Genomic DNA, 14,505 nt, shown 5'->3' with positions numbered 1-14,505 from the left:
TTATTTGAATATTTTTGCTTTCAAAAAATTTAAAAACTGGCTCTATTGCTTAAGATTTTCACGAAAATAGTATTATTTATCCTATTGCTACTAATTAATTTTTCGTGTAATGTGGTTAAGCATGTTTCTGAGGGAGAGTATTTGCTAGAAAAAAATACAATTCTAGTTAATGATAAAAAAAATACATCTCCAGAACTTCAAAGTTACTTACATCAAAAACCCAATCAAAAAATACTTGGAATCCCTTTTTCATTGCATATCTATAATCTAGGCAATCCTGATACTCTTAAAATTGGCTGGCCAGAGAATAAACCTAAAACAGAAAAATGGTTATCGAATACTTTTTCTAAAAAACAAGTAGAAGGGCTAAGTAGATTTTCTAAAGGCTTCAATAAATGGCTTTTAAAAAGTGGCAACCCTCCTGTAATTTCAGATATTAAAAAAATAGAAAGGTCTACTTTGGCATTAGAAAGGTATTATCAAAATAATGGCTTTTGGGATGCTACATCAAGTTTTAAAGAAAATAAAAAAGAGAATAAACGAATTGGTGTAGATTATTTTGTAATCACAGGAGATCCCTATTTTTTAGACACTATTTCTTCGAGTATTAAATCGCCTGCATTGGATTCACTTTATCTATTAAATAAAAGTAAATCATTCATAAAACAAGAAAAGCAGTTTAGGGTAGCTAATTTTGAAAATGAAGAAGACAGGCTGGTTAATCTTTTTAGAAATTCTGGCGTTTACTATTTTACCAAAAACATCTTGAGTTTTGAGGTAGACACCACTTCTAATGATGAACACCAACAAAACGTTGAATTAGTAATTCCAAACCGAATTATAGAAAGAAATGATAGTATTTATAGCATTCCTTATAAAGTTCATAAAATAAAAAATGTAAATGTACATACAGATTTTTCATTCAATACCAAAGATGAAAAACCAAAAGATTCAGCGAGATATAATAAAATTAATTTCTACGCAATTGATCAATTAAAATACAATCCCAAATACTTAGCAAATTCTATTATTATTCAACCTGATAGTGTTTATAAAGATTCCGAAAGAGATCTTACTAGAAAATATTTAAGAGATTTACAAAATTTTAGACCTTCTATAGATATTAAATATACGGAAAATGAAGACGAATCACTCACGGCAGATATTTATCTAACACCGCTCAAAAAATATTCTTTCGGGTGGGATGCAGAATTCACAACATCTAATATTAAGCCTTTTGGCATTTTAGGGAAATTTTCCTTTTTAAATCGTAATGTTTTTAAAGGCGCTGAAATTTTTGAACTAGCCTTTCAAGGTTCTTTTTTGAACTCTTCAATAGCTGCCAATTCAAATAATAGCGCCTTCTTGAATGCCTTAGAAATTGGAGCTAGTGTATCCTTAAAAGTCCCAAGAATTTTGTTCCCTATAAAAACTAATACAATAATACCAAAGCATATGGCTCCAAAGACTAACATTAGTTTAAGTCTTGGATTTCAAGAAAATATTGGTTTAGATAGGCAAAATATTACAGGTAGTTTAGATTATACCTGGCAAAGTTCTAGTAAAACAAGCCATAAATTTGAACTGCTAAACATTCAGTACATAAACAATCGAAATCCTGGAAGTTATTTTAATGTTTATAGATCTGAGTTTAATAAGTTAAACGATATTGCTTATAATTCCGAATTTAATAATATTGACCCTTTAAATAGTACTGAAATACAAACTGTTGAATTAGATGAGAATAATAATCCTATTTTAGATAAAGAAACAGGAAATCCTATTTTAATCCCATTAAATTACATTAGTTATATTTTAGAAAATGAAAATTTTCTCACTACTAATCCTATAGAATTTGATATTGCTAACAATATAAAACAACAAAGAGATATTTTAGTAGAAGATGTCTTAGTGCCTGTAGTTTCATATGGTATAAATTATAACAATCGAGAGAACTTTAGAGATAATAGCTTCTCTACTTTTAACGCAAGGTTAATATCTTCGGGTAGTATTACTTCAACTTTTCTAAAAAAGCCATCTGATGGTTCAAGAAAACAACTTTTTGGACTAGATGTAGCTCAATATATTAAAACTGAAATTGAACATAAAAAGTACTGGGCTTTTAACCAAAATAGCACATTAGTTTTTAGAAATTTTGTTGGTATTGCCGTTCCTTTTGGAAATTCTGATGAAATTCCTTTTAGTAGAAGTTATCGAGCAGGTGGTTCAAATGATATTCGTGCTTGGAGAACATTTGATCTCGGTCCTGGTTCTGAATTAAGCACGCTTGAATTTAACGTTGGTAATTTTAAATTCACATCTAATCTTGAGTATAGGTTTAAACTAATAAACAGTTTAAATGCCGCTCTATTTATAGATGCTGGTAATATCTGGGATATAGCTAACTCTCCTCTATCTTCTTCTGAAGCAAAATTTACTGGTTTCAATTCATTTAAAGATATCGCTGTTGGGTCTGGTATCGGTGCTCGATATGATTTTAGTTTTTTAATTTTTAGATTCGATATTGGTTTTAAGACCTATGAACCCTATTTAAACTCTACAAATAAATGGTTTAAAAACTATAATTTTAGAAATGCTATCTATAACATTGGCATTAACTATCCTTTCTAGATTATTTGCTATAACGATTTCGACCTTTTTTATTCTTCAATAGTAATAATTTAGTAATTTTGATCTTCAAAAATTTATATAAAATGGCACATACTATCAAAGCTGGTGTAGCTACAGGCAAAGAAGTTCAAGAAATATTTAGATTAGCAAAAGAAAAAGCATTTGCCTTACCTGCGGTAAACGTAGTTGGCTCTAATAGTATCAATGGAGTTTTAGAAACCGCAAGAGACTTAAATGCTCCCGTAATAATTCAATTTTCAAATGGTGGGGCTCAATTTAATGCTGGAAAAGGTCTATCGAACGAAGATCAAAAAGCTGCGATTGCTGGTTCTGTTGCCGGTGCCAAACACGTACACTTATTAGCAGAAGCTTATGGTGTTCCTGTAATATTACATACCGATCATTGTGCAAAAAAATTATTGCCATGGATTGATGGCTTATTAGATGCGAGTGAGAAACATTTTGCTGAAACCGGTAAACCTTTATATAGCTCTCATATGATAGATCTTTCTGAAGAACCTTTAGAAGAGAATATTGAAATATGTAAGCAATATTTAGATCGTATGAGTAAAATGGGAATGACTTTAGAGATTGAATTAGGTATTACAGGTGGTGAAGAAGATGGCGTCGATAATACTGATGTAGATGACTCTAAACTATATACTCAACCAGAAGAGGTCGCTTACGCCTATGAAGAATTAAGCAAAGTAAGTGATCAATTTACGATTGCAGCTGCATTTGGCAATGTTCATGGTGTTTACAAGCCTGGTAATGTAAAATTAACTCCTAAAATCTTAAAAAATTCTCAAGAATATATTTCGAAAAAATATGGAGTGGATCATAATCATATAGATTTTGTTTTTCACGGAGGTTCAGGTTCTACACTTGAAGAAATTCGTGAAGCTATAGGATATGGTGTTATAAAAATGAATATAGATACTGATCTTCAGTACGGGTTTATGACTGGTATCAGAGATTATATGTCTGATAAAAATGCTTATTTACAAAATCAAATAGGTAATCCTGATGGAGACGATGTTCCTAATAAAAAGTATTATGATCCAAGAAAATGGCTTAGAGAAGGTGAGCTTACTTTTAAAGCACGTTTAAAAAGAGCTTTTGAAGATTTAAACAATGTAAATACTTTATAAGTTTAGCAAACTTAATTTTTTAGTAACTTGCCAGCCCAAATAATTTAATATGTCTGCTTGGTTTAAACGTAAAGACAAAGGAATTCAAACTCCTACAGAAGAAAAAAAAGATGTACCGAAAGGGCTTTGGTATAAAACACCTAGTGGTAAAGTTGTTGATACTGAAGAGTTAAAAGAAAATCAATATGTAAGTCCTGAAGATGGCTATCATGTCAGAATCGGGAGTAATGAATATTTCGAGATTTTATTCGACGACAATAAGTATAAAGAATTAGATGCTAATATAACTGCAAAAGATCCTTTAAAATTTGTTGATACTAAAAAATATACTGACAGATTAAAAGAGGCTCAAAAAAAATCGAAACTTAAAGACGCTGTACGAACTGCAGTTGGTAAATCTTATGGTAAAGATTTGGTAATTGCTTGTATGGATTTTGCCTTTATCGGAGGTTCTATGGGTAGTGTAGTTGGTGAAAAGATAGCTAGAGCTATTGATTATTCCATTAAAAATAAGATTCCTTTTTTAATGATCTCTAAATCTGGTGGTGCCCGTATGCAAGAAGCATCGTTATCATTAATGCAGCTGGTAAAAACTTCTTCAAAATTAGCTCAATTAGCTGAAGTAAAAGTTCCATACATTTCACTATGTACAGATCCAACCACTGGAGGTACAACTGCTTCTTACGCTATGTTGGGTGATATAAATGTTGCCGAGCCTAATGCTTTGGTTGCCTTTGCAGGGCCGCGTGTTGTGAAAGATACCGTAGGTAAAGATTTACCAGAAGGGTTTCAACGTTCTGAGTTTGTCTTAGAACACGGTTTTTTAGATAAGATTATTGAACGAAAAAATTTAAAAGAGCAAATTAATTTATATCTAGATTTAATTCTAAATCAACCGATAAGATCATAAAAAAAGAGCGGCAAATTAATTTGCCGCTCTTTTATCTTTCCCTTTTTTATCTCAAATTACTTAAATGAATTTCTCGTTCTTCGCCTCCGTTAATACTAACGGTAGCTAAGTCATCACAAGCTCCATCACCATAATTCAGCACAGCGTTATTTTCGTTTTTATTCAATTCTACAATTCCGCTTACTATAAATTTACAAGCTAATTCTCTGCGCAAAGCTTCAATAATTTCAGCCGATAGTACAGTTCCATTTCTTCTTGTAAACATCCAATTACCAGTAATTAAGAATACATTGTCTCCCCAAGCTGAAGTCTCTTGGCCTTCAATCATTTCTCTAACTTTAGTTCCGTTCTTATTTGCAGACGCGCCATCTGGCCAGGTAACAGTAACATCGAATGTTTTTGTAGATTGTGGATTGCCGTTACCATTCTCTTTTTCTCTTAAAATAGATCCTCCTCCAGCTACATCTTTATCATTAAATGTAAATCCATCAAACTCAAACGACTTCATAACAGATGCTCCTGGATCCTTTTCGTATTGTAATATGATCTTACCACTTACAATGTTACCATTTCTAAGTTCGCAACCATCACCAAAATCAATAGTAACCGTTTTCATGTTTTGTTCTAAAACTATGGTAATAGTAACACAGTCGGGTAAATAACGATCTGTTGAAAGTGATTTTGTTTCTGGAAATTCTTCGGTTAAATAAACTTCCTCTATAATAGCGCTTGTTTCATCAGAAATCTTATCTATTTCTGCTTCACTTTCAGCAGCTTTTAAATCTATTTCTGACGACGCATTGTCGTCGATTAAGGCTTCATCGTTACTACAACTAGTAAATACCAAGCCAATTAATAATAAAGCAATAATTCCAAAATTCAGTTTTTGTTTTTTCATCACACAAATTTTTAAAAGTTCTGTCTCTTTGACTTTCAGAATTTTAAAAGGTTTAATATCCCCTGAAAATAATTTTACAAAGACTAATAAAACTGTGTTAATCAAAATAATAGTTATATATTTGCCGCTCGATTTAGAGATCGATACATAAAAATTATTAATAAAAGTTAATGTTAGCATGTATTTAACAAAAGAAAAGAAAGCAGAGATTTTCAAAAAACACGGAAAATCTGCACAAGACACAGGTTCTTCAGAAGGGCAAATCGCTTTATTTACTCACAGAATTAATCACTTAACTGAGCACTTAAAAAACAATCGTAAAGATTTTAATACTGAGCGTTCATTAGTGAAATTAGTTGGTAAAAGAAGAAGCTTACTTGATTATTTAAAGAAAAACGATATTACGAGATATCGTGCAATCGTTAAAGAATTAAAGTTAAGAAAATAACAAAAGAGAGGCCTTGCGCCTCTTTTTTATTTTTAATATACTCTTGTAAGAGTCTAAACTACATTTTTAGAAGAAGCTATTTATAGTTTTTCATTGGTTAACAACAACTACAACACAACAAACCAATGTTTAATTAATCTGCTATATGTAGATTAAAATTTAAAATTTATGATACCTAAAGTATTTAGAGAGGTCATTGACCTAGGTGATGGTAGAGAAATTTCTATCGAAACCGGAAAATTAGCAAAACAAGCTCATGGTAGTGTTGTGGTGCAATCAGGAAAATGTATGTTATTATGTACAGTTGTTTCCAATTACAAACAAGCTGATGTAGATTTTTTACCATTAACGGTAGATTATCGTGAAAAGTTTGCTGCTGCAGGAAGATACCCAGGCGGTTTCTTTAAAAGAGAAGCAAGGCCAAGTGATGGTGAAGTATTAACAATGCGTTTAGTGGACAGAGTGTTACGTCCATTATTCCCTAAAGATTATCATTCAGAAACTCAAGTGATGATTCAGTTAATGTCTCATGACGAAGATGTAATGCCAGATGCAATGGCAGGATTAGCAGCTTCGGCCGCTATTCAGTTATCAGATTTCCCTTTTGAGTGCGCTATTTCCGAGGCCCGTGTAGGTCGTGTGAATGGTGAGTTTATTATCAATCCAACAAGAGCTCAATTAGAAGAGTCTGACATCGATATGATGATTGGTGCTTCTGCTGATTCTGTAATGATGGTAGAAGGTGAGATGGATGAGATTTCTGAAGAAGAAATGACTGAAGCTATTAAGTTTGCTCATGAGGCTATTAAAGTACAATGTGCCGCTCAAGTAAAATTAGCTGAAGCTTTTGGCAAAAAAGAAGTACGTGAGTATGAGCCAGAGAGAGAAGATGAAGAATTGGCAAAGAAAATTCACGATATGGCGTATGATAAAGTATATGCCGTTGCAAAAGCTGGTTCTGCAAAACATGAACGTAATGCTGCTTTTTCTGAAATTAAAGAAGAAATTAAAGCTACATTTTCTGAAGAAGAATTAGAAGATTTAGGAGGTTTAATTTCTAAATACTATAGTAAAGCTGAAAAAGCTGCTGTAAGAGATTTAACCCTTAACGAAGGTTTACGTCTAGACGGTCGTAAAACCGATGAGATAAGACCAATTTGGTGTGAGGTAGATTATTTACCTTCAACACATGGTTCGTCAATTTTTACACGAGGTGAAACACAAGCATTAGCAACTGTAACTTTAGGAACATCTAGAGAAGCAAATCAAATAGATATGCCATCTTTCGAAGGAGAAGAACGTTTCTATTTACATTACAATTTCCCTCCTTTTTCAACTGGAGAAGCTAGACCTATTCGTGGAACATCACGTCGTGAAGTGGGTCATGGTAACTTAGCACAGCGCGCATTGAAAGGTATGGTTCCTGATGATTGTCCGTATACCGTACGTGTGGTTTCAGAAGTATTAGAATCTAATGGTTCATCTTCTATGGCTACTGTATGTTCTGGTACTATGGCGCTTATGGATGCCGGTGTTCAGTTGAAAAAACCAGTTTCAGGTATCGCTATGGGATTAATTTCTGACGCAGATTCTGGAAAATATGCTGTATTATCTGATATTTTAGGTGATGAAGATCACTTAGGAGATATGGACTTTAAAGTAACTGGTACTGCTGATGGTATTACTGCTTGCCAAATGGATATTAAAGTAAAAGGATTAAGCTACGAGATTTTAGTGAACGCACTAAAACAAGCGCGTGATGGTCGTTTACATATTTTAGAAAAATTGACTGATACAATCTCTGCTCCTAATGCAGATGTTAAAGAGCATGCTCCTACAATGGTGACAAGAAGAATTCCAAACGAATTTATTGGTGCTTTAATTGGTCCTGGAGGAAAAGTAATTCAAGAATTGCAAAAAGAAACTGAGACCACCATTGTTATTAATGAAGACCCTGTAACAGAAGAAGGTATTGTTGAGGTTCTAGGTGTTGGTAGTAAGGGTATTGATGCTGTTATGGCGAAAATTGATTCTTTATTATTTAAGCCAGAAGTTGGAAGTGTATATGAAGTAAAAGTAATCAAGATGTTAGATTTTGGTGCTGTTGTAGAATACATAGAAGCTCCAGGAAACGAAGTATTACTACACGTAAGTGAATTAGCTTGGGAACGTACAGAAAATGTATCTGATGTTGTAAACATGGGAGATGTATTTGATGTAAAATACTTTGGTATAGATAAACGTACTCGTAAAGAAAAGGTGTCTCGTAAAGCAATTTTACCAAAACCTGAAGGTTATGTTGCTAGACCTCCTAGAGATAATAGAAATAATGGCAGAGATAATCGTGGGCGTGATAATCGCAGAGACGATAGAAAACCTAGAGAAGCTAAAAGAGATTAATTTTTGTTTTTTAAAAAGTATATACCCTCAATTTTCAATTGAGGGTTTTTTATTTATAATAAGATAGGTATAATCTTTAGCTTATATAATTCTCCCATTTAAAAATTAAATCTTTTTTAAATAAAGTGTATAACCTTTATTTCCCGTAATATTATCATCACAAAAGCCAAATATTAAGGGGTCTCTTAGTTTTAATTGAGTTGAGGAAACCTCCCAAAATTCATAATCGGTATGATAACCAAAACCTAGACTTCTATAAATAATTAAAACATTAGATTTTACATACCAAGATCCCGAAACGTCTAAAACTTTATTACAACTATCATCGTTTGTAACCCATGTTTGTTCTTTAAAAGTTCCATCACTTAAAAATTCTATAATCTCATTCTTTCTACAGTTTGAATAATAGATAGTGTTTTCTGGATTTGGTGGGCAAATATTTTTATAAAGTTGCGGTTCCCATAATCCAATAAGTTCTTTCGGTAATATTCTATCAGGAATATCGTCATCATTAGAACACGAGAAACAAATAATAATTAATAGTATATAAGTTAGATCTTTCAATTTAGAAAATCATTAAGTAGATTTTATTATATCTTAAATACAAAGGTGGGTAATCATTGCTTAAAACACTTTCATTATTCTACCAAAGTTTATTATTAATTATGCATAATTAATAATAATAGCTAAATAATTAAAAATCAAAAGCTCCTCTTTCGAGGAGCTTTTTTGATAATACAATCTTTACCCTTCTTATGATTGATTGTACTATCGGTTGAGAAAATGATAGTAATTGTTTGAGGAGTCATACTACCACCTCTCAAAATAGAACCTAACTAAACTTCTATTTTTAAATTAAATACTCTTGTGTCGAAAACTATTCGTTTTTTGATTAATTCAAATGTTTTTTATCTTTTTCACACAATTTCTCCTTCATAAAAAAGACATCAAGAGTATTTTAATTTTTTATTTCAACAATATTGTCGTTTATCTCTTTTATTGGAATCATTAATCGCCCGTTGTCCGTATTTAATACAACACTTATATTATCCAATGACTCTATAATTCCTTCAGTATCTCCAATTTTAATTCTTTGTCCCACTGTTAAATTCTTTCGAGAATAAAATCCGAAAAGCAATCTCTCAATAATGTTTTTTGAGCCTAATCCAAAAGCAACACTAAATGCTAATAACAAAGCACCTAAGATTATTGTTAAATTACTCGTGATAATATCAGTGTTAATTCCAGCCTGATTTAACGCTGTGATAGATACAATAACCGTAATTGCATAAAACACAATATTGCCTATTACATTTGATCCGCTCAGTCCAACAGATTTAAATAATGACTGTATTGCATTTCTAACAATACTGGCAATGTAAATACCTATCATAAAAATTGCTATTGCACTAAATAATTGAGGTAAATAGCCAATTAGGTTCCCTATTTCTCTAGAAACCATTTCTAGGCCCAGAATATCTGATGCTACAACTATTAATATTAAAAATAAAAACCATTTTACTATGTAAAGAATAAAGTTGGCTGGCTTAAAAGTAAAGTTAGAGTTACTGAAAATTTCAATTTCATTCAACTTATCTGCCCAAGTATCAATCTTAGTTTTATTTAACACTTTTCTTAATAGTGAAACAACTATTTTTATCACTAGCCAACCTATAACTAACACAGCTAAGGCACCTAATATTTTTGGTAAATAAACTAATAAGTCTTTACCAAAATCTTGGATTGTCGATAGATTCATTTTTTCAATTTGCGAGGGTATCATTTTATACTTTATTAGATTAGTCAGGTTTTTTCGGAGTTTTCAATAAACTTTCGATAGTATTTGGGTATTTAACTGCAAAAAGGTCAGCCATATCAATGCTTAATTTAATGAGTGAAATATCATTCATTACTCTATCCTTTAACACTTTAGGAAGTTCTTCTTGATGTAATATTTTTTTGAACGGGTTCTCCATATTACATATTTTTATAGATTTCCATTACTTTTTCTCTTGCTCTTTTCAACCTCATCTTCACCGCACTTTCTTTTATGTCTAATATCGTTTGAATTTCCTTTATCGAAAGGTCATCTTGATATTTTAATAACAAAATCATTTTATCACTCGGATCAATAACCGATAATACTCTTTTCAATTTATCAGTTTTAATCTGAAAAATGTCATAATCTGTAACCTCTTCTACAGAATTCTCGCTAACAACAACTTCTTTTACTTGCTCTTTATTTTTATATGAATTTCTTTGAATATAGTTTACACAGAAATTATACGTAAAAGAATATAACCAAGTTGAAAATTTGGAGTTTCCTTTAAAAGTATCAAGCTTTACAAAAAGCTTAATAAATATATCATGTGTTAGATCTTCTGCTTCAACCTTAGACTTTGCAAACCCTAAACACTTGTTATAAACCGTAGATGCGAATCGATCATATAGTTCAGCGAATAAGGTACTGTCTTTGGTCAGCACAATATCTTTCACCAATTCTTCATCACTCAATTGATGAATGTTATTAAGGGTATTCAATTAGTTAGGTTTCTTTTTACAACCATAAGACACACAAATATCTAACAGGTCACATTAAGCTTAAAAAAGATACTATTATTATAGTATAAAAACAAAAGCAAGTGAAAATTCACTTGCTTTATCTTAACTCAAATCTGTGTTTCTCTCTTTCATAACAACTTTTCAATACTTCTTTCCCTTTTTCATATTATATGACACAATAATATTTATTAGGTCACACAATTTTTATACTTAAAATTAACTTTTTTAGGAATTAAACTTCTTTAATTGTTTTATGGATGTACTATTTTATATAATTAATATAATTTTTATACGTTTTGTAACATTCTTGCAAAGACTTACGTATATATAGGTACGAGCAAGAATTAAAGCAAGTATTAATATAAAACAATTATATGAGACAACTTAAAATTACAAAACAGGTTACTAACAGAGAAACCGCATCGCTAGACAAATATTTGCAAGAAATAGGTAAAGTAGATTTAATTACTGCTGATATGGAAGTTGAGTTAGCTCAACGTATCAAAGCTGGTGATCAAGTTGCTTTAGAAAGATTGACAAAAGCAAATTTAAGATTCGTTGTTTCTGTGGCCAAACAATATCAAAATCAAGGTTTAACATTACCTGATTTGATAAATGAAGGTAACTTGGGGTTAATTAAAGCGGCAAAACGTTTTGATGAAACTCGTGGTTTTAAATTTATTTCGTATGCTGTATGGTGGATTCGTCAATCTATCTTACAAGCACTAGCTGAACAATCTCGTATTGTTCGTTTACCATTGAACAAAATTGGGTCTATTAATAAGATCAATAAAACATTTGCGCGTTTAGAGCAAGAAAATGAAAGACCACCTTCTGCAGAAGAAATTGCAAAAGAGTTAGATATGACAGTAAATGATGTTAAAGAATCTATGAAGAATTCTGGTCGTCACGTCTCTATGGATGCTCCTTTAATTGAAGGTGAAGATTCTAACTTATATGATGTATTGCGTTCTGGAGAATCTCCGAACCCAGATAGAAGTTTATTACATGAATCACTTAAAGTGGAAATTGAGCGTGCTTTAGAAACGTTAACTCCACGTGAAGCAGATGTAGTATTATTATATTTCGGATTAGGTGATCAACATCCAATGACATTAGAAGAGATTGGTGAAACGTTTGATTTAACTCGCGAAAGAGTTCGTCAAATTAAAGAAAAGGCAATCAGAAGATTAAAGCATACTTCAAGAAGTAAAATTTTACGAACATATTTAGGTTAACACCTAACGATTTTATACTTTTATCAACATGAGTAGTCAAGAACTATTCGTTTTTTGATTAATGAATGGAAAACTCTCGCCTTGCGAGAGTTTTCTTTTTGAGCCATAGGCTCTTTGGTTTTAGCTATATTTGCCAAAACCTTATTAAAATAACATTTTTAGTATGTCTCATTTAATTGCTCCCTCTATTTTAGCTGCCGATTTTGCCAACCTACAGCGCGATTCTGAAATGGTCAACAACAGTGAAGCCGATTGGTTTCATATAGATGTAATGGATGGTGTTTTTGTTCCGAATATCTCATTCGGGATGCCAGTAATACAAGCCATTAAAAAGCATGCTAAAAAAACAATGGATGTGCACTTAATGATTGTAGATCCAGATCGTTTTATCTCTGATTTTAAAAAAGTTGGTGCAGATATATTAACTGTACATTATGAAGCTTGCACACATTTACACAGAACTGTTCAGGCAATAAAAGCTGAAGGTATGCAAGCTGGTGTTGCATTAAATCCACATACGCCAATTGCCGTTTTAGAAGATATTATTAGAGATATCGATTTGGTATGTTTAATGAGCGTAAATCCTGGTTTTGGAGGTCAATCATTTATAGAAAACACTTATAAAAAGATTATTCAACTCCGTGATTTAATTGACAAATCTGGTTCATCTGCAAAGATTGAAATTGATGGCGGCGTTAATGATAAAAATGCTGGGAAATTATTAGCTGCCGGAGCTGACGTACTAGTTGCTGGAAGCTTTGTGTTTAAAAGTGAAAACCCAACTGAAACCATTGCCAATCTGAAGAAAATTTGAAATCATTAATCCTAAAATATTTTATACTGCAAGATTTGCCTGAAAAAATTCAAGTAGAAATGATTAACGACGATAATTTTACAAATATCTTGCTTGTCGTAAATATTATCGTGAGTATAATCGTTGCTCTTTTTATAAATGATAGAATAGAAAGGAAGGCAAAGGAATATGAGGTAAAAGCCCATATACAAAAGAATAAAGCGGATAAAATAATTGAATTTATTCCTAAGGCCAACTCATTATTTAATAAGCTTTGTAAAAAAAACCCAATAAGTACACCTATTACTCCACAAGAGCTTGAAGAGTTGAATAATTTAATTTTATCAGATCAGATGATTTTCTTAGATAAGGATTCTGCGAGTAATATAAAGAAGTTTAGAGATTATATTATCAATGTCGCGGAAAATTCAAAGAATAAAAGCGCTTTTAAAGAGAAAAGTTTTTTCTATTTATTGAAAAAGGCACTAAATGACCAAGGGTAATTTTTTTATATGAATCATGTAGTTACTCTTCCTAAAAAGTTAATAGCAAATGCGCTATTTGGAATAATAAGCAAATTCAATTTTATTTTTAATTATACTGGAAAGGAAAAACCGAATTTCTTTCTCAATCTTGAAAAGATTATAGAGGTGGACATTATCGGTATGCTCGTACTCTATAAATTTATTGAATTCTCTATAGAAAAAAAGTGTTTTAATCGTCCAAAAATTCATAGACCAAGTCAGGCACCAATTAATAATTTTATACCTCAGTATGGGTTTGAAAATTTTATGAACGCTTACGTGAAGAATAGACCCTTAACAAAGACTTTTGATAGTTTAAAAATTGAAAAAACCCAAACTTTTTTAATTGCTCCACAGGCTTTATTAAGGGGAAAAATAAAGTCAAAAAAAGATTTTGATAAAAATTTTAATAATGAATTAAATAATTTTTATGGAAATAATGCTAAACTTTTCATTGAAGCAATTATGATATGTGGGGGTGAAATTTCTTCAAATTTTTATAGCCATGCAACTGATGATACTAAGTCAATAATATTAGCCCGGGGCACAAAAAGTTTTATAGAAATAGCATGTGCCGATACGGCCGACGGTTTAATTAATACCTTAAGAAAGGTAGAGAAGTATAAAGATTTAAAAGATAATTTTTTGATGAAGATCGCTTTTGACCAAGGAGTAACATCCAAACCTGATTCTAATCATATGGGTTATGGTCTATGGTTTGTTAAGGAAATTGTAAAGAAATATGATGGTTTTCTTGAAGTCTTTTCTTCAAAGTCAAATTTTTCTATTAAATTTGGTAAAGAATCAACCAATAATTCTCCATACTGGGGCGGCACTATTATTTATTTAAAACTTCCTTTTAAACTTGGCATAGATGTTGGGGATATTTTAAAAAAATCACGAAAGAATTTAGATTTAGATTTAAGAATAAATTTCTCATCAAATTAAGA

Annotated in this window: 14 protein-coding genes; 9 read left to right on the top strand and 5 right to left on the bottom strand. The window is 31.3% G+C overall.

Annotated features, from left to right (window positions below):
- The first annotated feature begins 45 nt into the window (after positions 1–45).
- The 3 genes from tamL (at position 46) to accD (ending at position 4,692) form a co-directional block, all read left to right on the top strand.
- Positions 46–2,631 (top strand): translocation and assembly module lipoprotein TamL, encoded by a 2,586-nt coding sequence (gene tamL, locus AC1EUV_RS04295; protein WP_480197433.1) that lies wholly within the window; start codon positions 46–48, stop codon positions 2,629–2,631.
- An 83-nt stretch (positions 2,632–2,714) separates the two neighbouring features.
- Entirely contained in the window at positions 2,715–3,782 is a 1,068-nt protein-coding gene (gene fbaA / locus AC1EUV_RS04290; RefSeq protein ID WP_480197432.1) for a class II fructose-bisphosphate aldolase, read from the top strand.
- Between the two features lie 49 nt (positions 3,783–3,831).
- Entirely contained in the window at positions 3,832–4,692 is an 861-nt protein-coding gene (gene accD, locus AC1EUV_RS04285) for an acetyl-CoA carboxylase, carboxyltransferase subunit beta (RefSeq protein ID WP_480197431.1), read from the top strand.
- Between the two features lie 46 nt (positions 4,693–4,738).
- Here accD and AC1EUV_RS04280 read toward each other — a convergent pair whose 3' ends face one another.
- The gene (locus AC1EUV_RS04280) at positions 4,739–5,590 is read right to left on the bottom strand and encodes a hypothetical protein (protein ID WP_480197430.1); all 852 of its coding nucleotides are present in this window, start codon (positions 5,588–5,590) and stop codon (positions 4,739–4,741) included.
- 178 nt (positions 5,591–5,768) lie between these two features.
- Between AC1EUV_RS04280 and rpsO the strand changes: the two genes are divergently transcribed.
- A complete protein-coding gene (rpsO, locus tag AC1EUV_RS04275; RefSeq protein WP_480197429.1) occupies positions 5,769–6,038 on the top strand; it encodes a 30S ribosomal protein S15 in 270 nt (89 codons plus the stop codon).
- 168 nt (positions 6,039–6,206) lie between these two features.
- Positions 6,207–8,438: a polyribonucleotide nucleotidyltransferase gene (locus tag AC1EUV_RS04270; RefSeq protein ID WP_480197428.1), complete on the top strand. Its 2,232-nt coding sequence runs from the start codon at positions 6,207–6,209 to the stop codon at positions 8,436–8,438.
- A 105-nt stretch (positions 8,439–8,543) separates the two neighbouring features.
- Here AC1EUV_RS04270 and AC1EUV_RS04265 read toward each other — a convergent pair whose 3' ends face one another.
- The 4 genes from AC1EUV_RS04265 to AC1EUV_RS04250 all read right to left on the bottom strand — a co-directional run bounded on the left by AC1EUV_RS04265 (position 8,544) and on the right by AC1EUV_RS04250 (position 10,979).
- Complete coding sequence (locus tag AC1EUV_RS04265; RefSeq protein ID WP_480197427.1) at positions 8,544–9,002, bottom strand: hypothetical protein; 459 nt, start codon at positions 9,000–9,002, stop codon at positions 8,544–8,546.
- Positions 9,003–9,396: 394 nt separating this feature from the next.
- The gene (locus AC1EUV_RS04260) at positions 9,397–10,197 is read right to left on the bottom strand and encodes a mechanosensitive ion channel family protein (protein ID WP_480197426.1); all 801 of its coding nucleotides are present in this window, start codon (positions 10,195–10,197) and stop codon (positions 9,397–9,399) included.
- 40 nt (positions 10,198–10,237) lie between these two features.
- A complete protein-coding gene (locus AC1EUV_RS04255; protein WP_480197425.1) occupies positions 10,238–10,414 on the bottom strand; it encodes a hypothetical protein in 177 nt (58 codons plus the stop codon).
- A 1-nt stretch (position 10,415) separates the two neighbouring features.
- The gene (locus AC1EUV_RS04250; RefSeq protein WP_480197424.1) at positions 10,416–10,979 is read right to left on the bottom strand and encodes an RNA polymerase sigma factor; all 564 of its coding nucleotides are present in this window, start codon (positions 10,977–10,979) and stop codon (positions 10,416–10,418) included.
- A 395-nt stretch (positions 10,980–11,374) separates the two neighbouring features.
- Between AC1EUV_RS04250 and AC1EUV_RS04245 the strand changes: the two genes are divergently transcribed.
- The 4 genes from AC1EUV_RS04245 (at position 11,375) to AC1EUV_RS04230 (ending at position 14,503) form a co-directional block, all read left to right on the top strand.
- A complete protein-coding gene (locus AC1EUV_RS04245; RefSeq protein ID WP_480197423.1) occupies positions 11,375–12,238 on the top strand; it encodes a sigma-70 family RNA polymerase sigma factor in 864 nt (287 codons plus the stop codon).
- Positions 12,239–12,401: 163 nt separating this feature from the next.
- A complete protein-coding gene (gene rpe, locus AC1EUV_RS04240) occupies positions 12,402–13,052 on the top strand; it encodes a ribulose-phosphate 3-epimerase (protein WP_480197422.1) in 651 nt (216 codons plus the stop codon).
- Positions 13,049–13,534 carry a hypothetical protein gene (locus AC1EUV_RS04235; protein ID WP_480197421.1) on the top strand — a complete coding sequence of 162 codons (486 nt, stop codon included), beginning with the start codon at positions 13,049–13,051 and terminating at the stop codon, positions 13,532–13,534. The genes rpe and AC1EUV_RS04235 overlap by 4 nt, the downstream gene beginning before the upstream one ends.
- A 9-nt stretch (positions 13,535–13,543) precedes the next feature.
- Positions 13,544–14,503 carry a hypothetical protein gene (locus tag AC1EUV_RS04230; RefSeq protein ID WP_480197420.1) on the top strand — a complete coding sequence of 320 codons (960 nt, stop codon included), beginning with the start codon at positions 13,544–13,546 and terminating at the stop codon, positions 14,501–14,503.
- The last annotated feature ends 2 nt before the right edge of the window (positions 14,504–14,505 follow it).

It is taken from the genome of Maritimimonas sp. 2304DJ26-3, assembly GCF_056591635.1.
Note: the sequence above shows the minus strand (reverse complement) of the source record. Positions and strands in the feature narration are given on the sequence as shown.

Coding starts and splice junctions, on each gene's coding strand:
- accD (WP_480197431.1), top strand. CDS start 3,832: ATGTCTGCTTGGTTTAAACGTAAAGACAAAGGAATTCAAACTCCTACA.
- AC1EUV_RS04280 (WP_480197430.1), bottom strand. CDS start 5,590: ATGAAAAAACAAAAACTGAATTTTGGAATTATTGCTTTATTATTAATT.
- AC1EUV_RS04245 (WP_480197423.1), top strand. CDS start 11,375: ATGAGACAACTTAAAATTACAAAACAGGTTACTAACAGAGAAACCGCA.
- AC1EUV_RS04270 (WP_480197428.1), top strand. CDS start 6,207: ATGATACCTAAAGTATTTAGAGAGGTCATTGACCTAGGTGATGGTAGA.
- rpsO (WP_480197429.1), top strand. CDS start 5,769: ATGTATTTAACAAAAGAAAAGAAAGCAGAGATTTTCAAAAAACACGGA.
- rpe (WP_480197422.1), top strand. CDS start 12,402: ATGTCTCATTTAATTGCTCCCTCTATTTTAGCTGCCGATTTTGCCAAC.
- AC1EUV_RS04230 (WP_480197420.1), top strand. CDS start 13,544: ATGAATCATGTAGTTACTCTTCCTAAAAAGTTAATAGCAAATGCGCTA.
- fbaA (WP_480197432.1), top strand. CDS start 2,715: ATGGCACATACTATCAAAGCTGGTGTAGCTACAGGCAAAGAAGTTCAA.
- AC1EUV_RS04255 (WP_480197425.1), bottom strand. CDS start 10,414: ATGGAGAACCCGTTCAAAAAAATATTACATCAAGAAGAACTTCCTAAA.
- AC1EUV_RS04260 (WP_480197426.1), bottom strand. CDS start 10,197: ATGAATCTATCGACAATCCAAGATTTTGGTAAAGACTTATTAGTTTAT.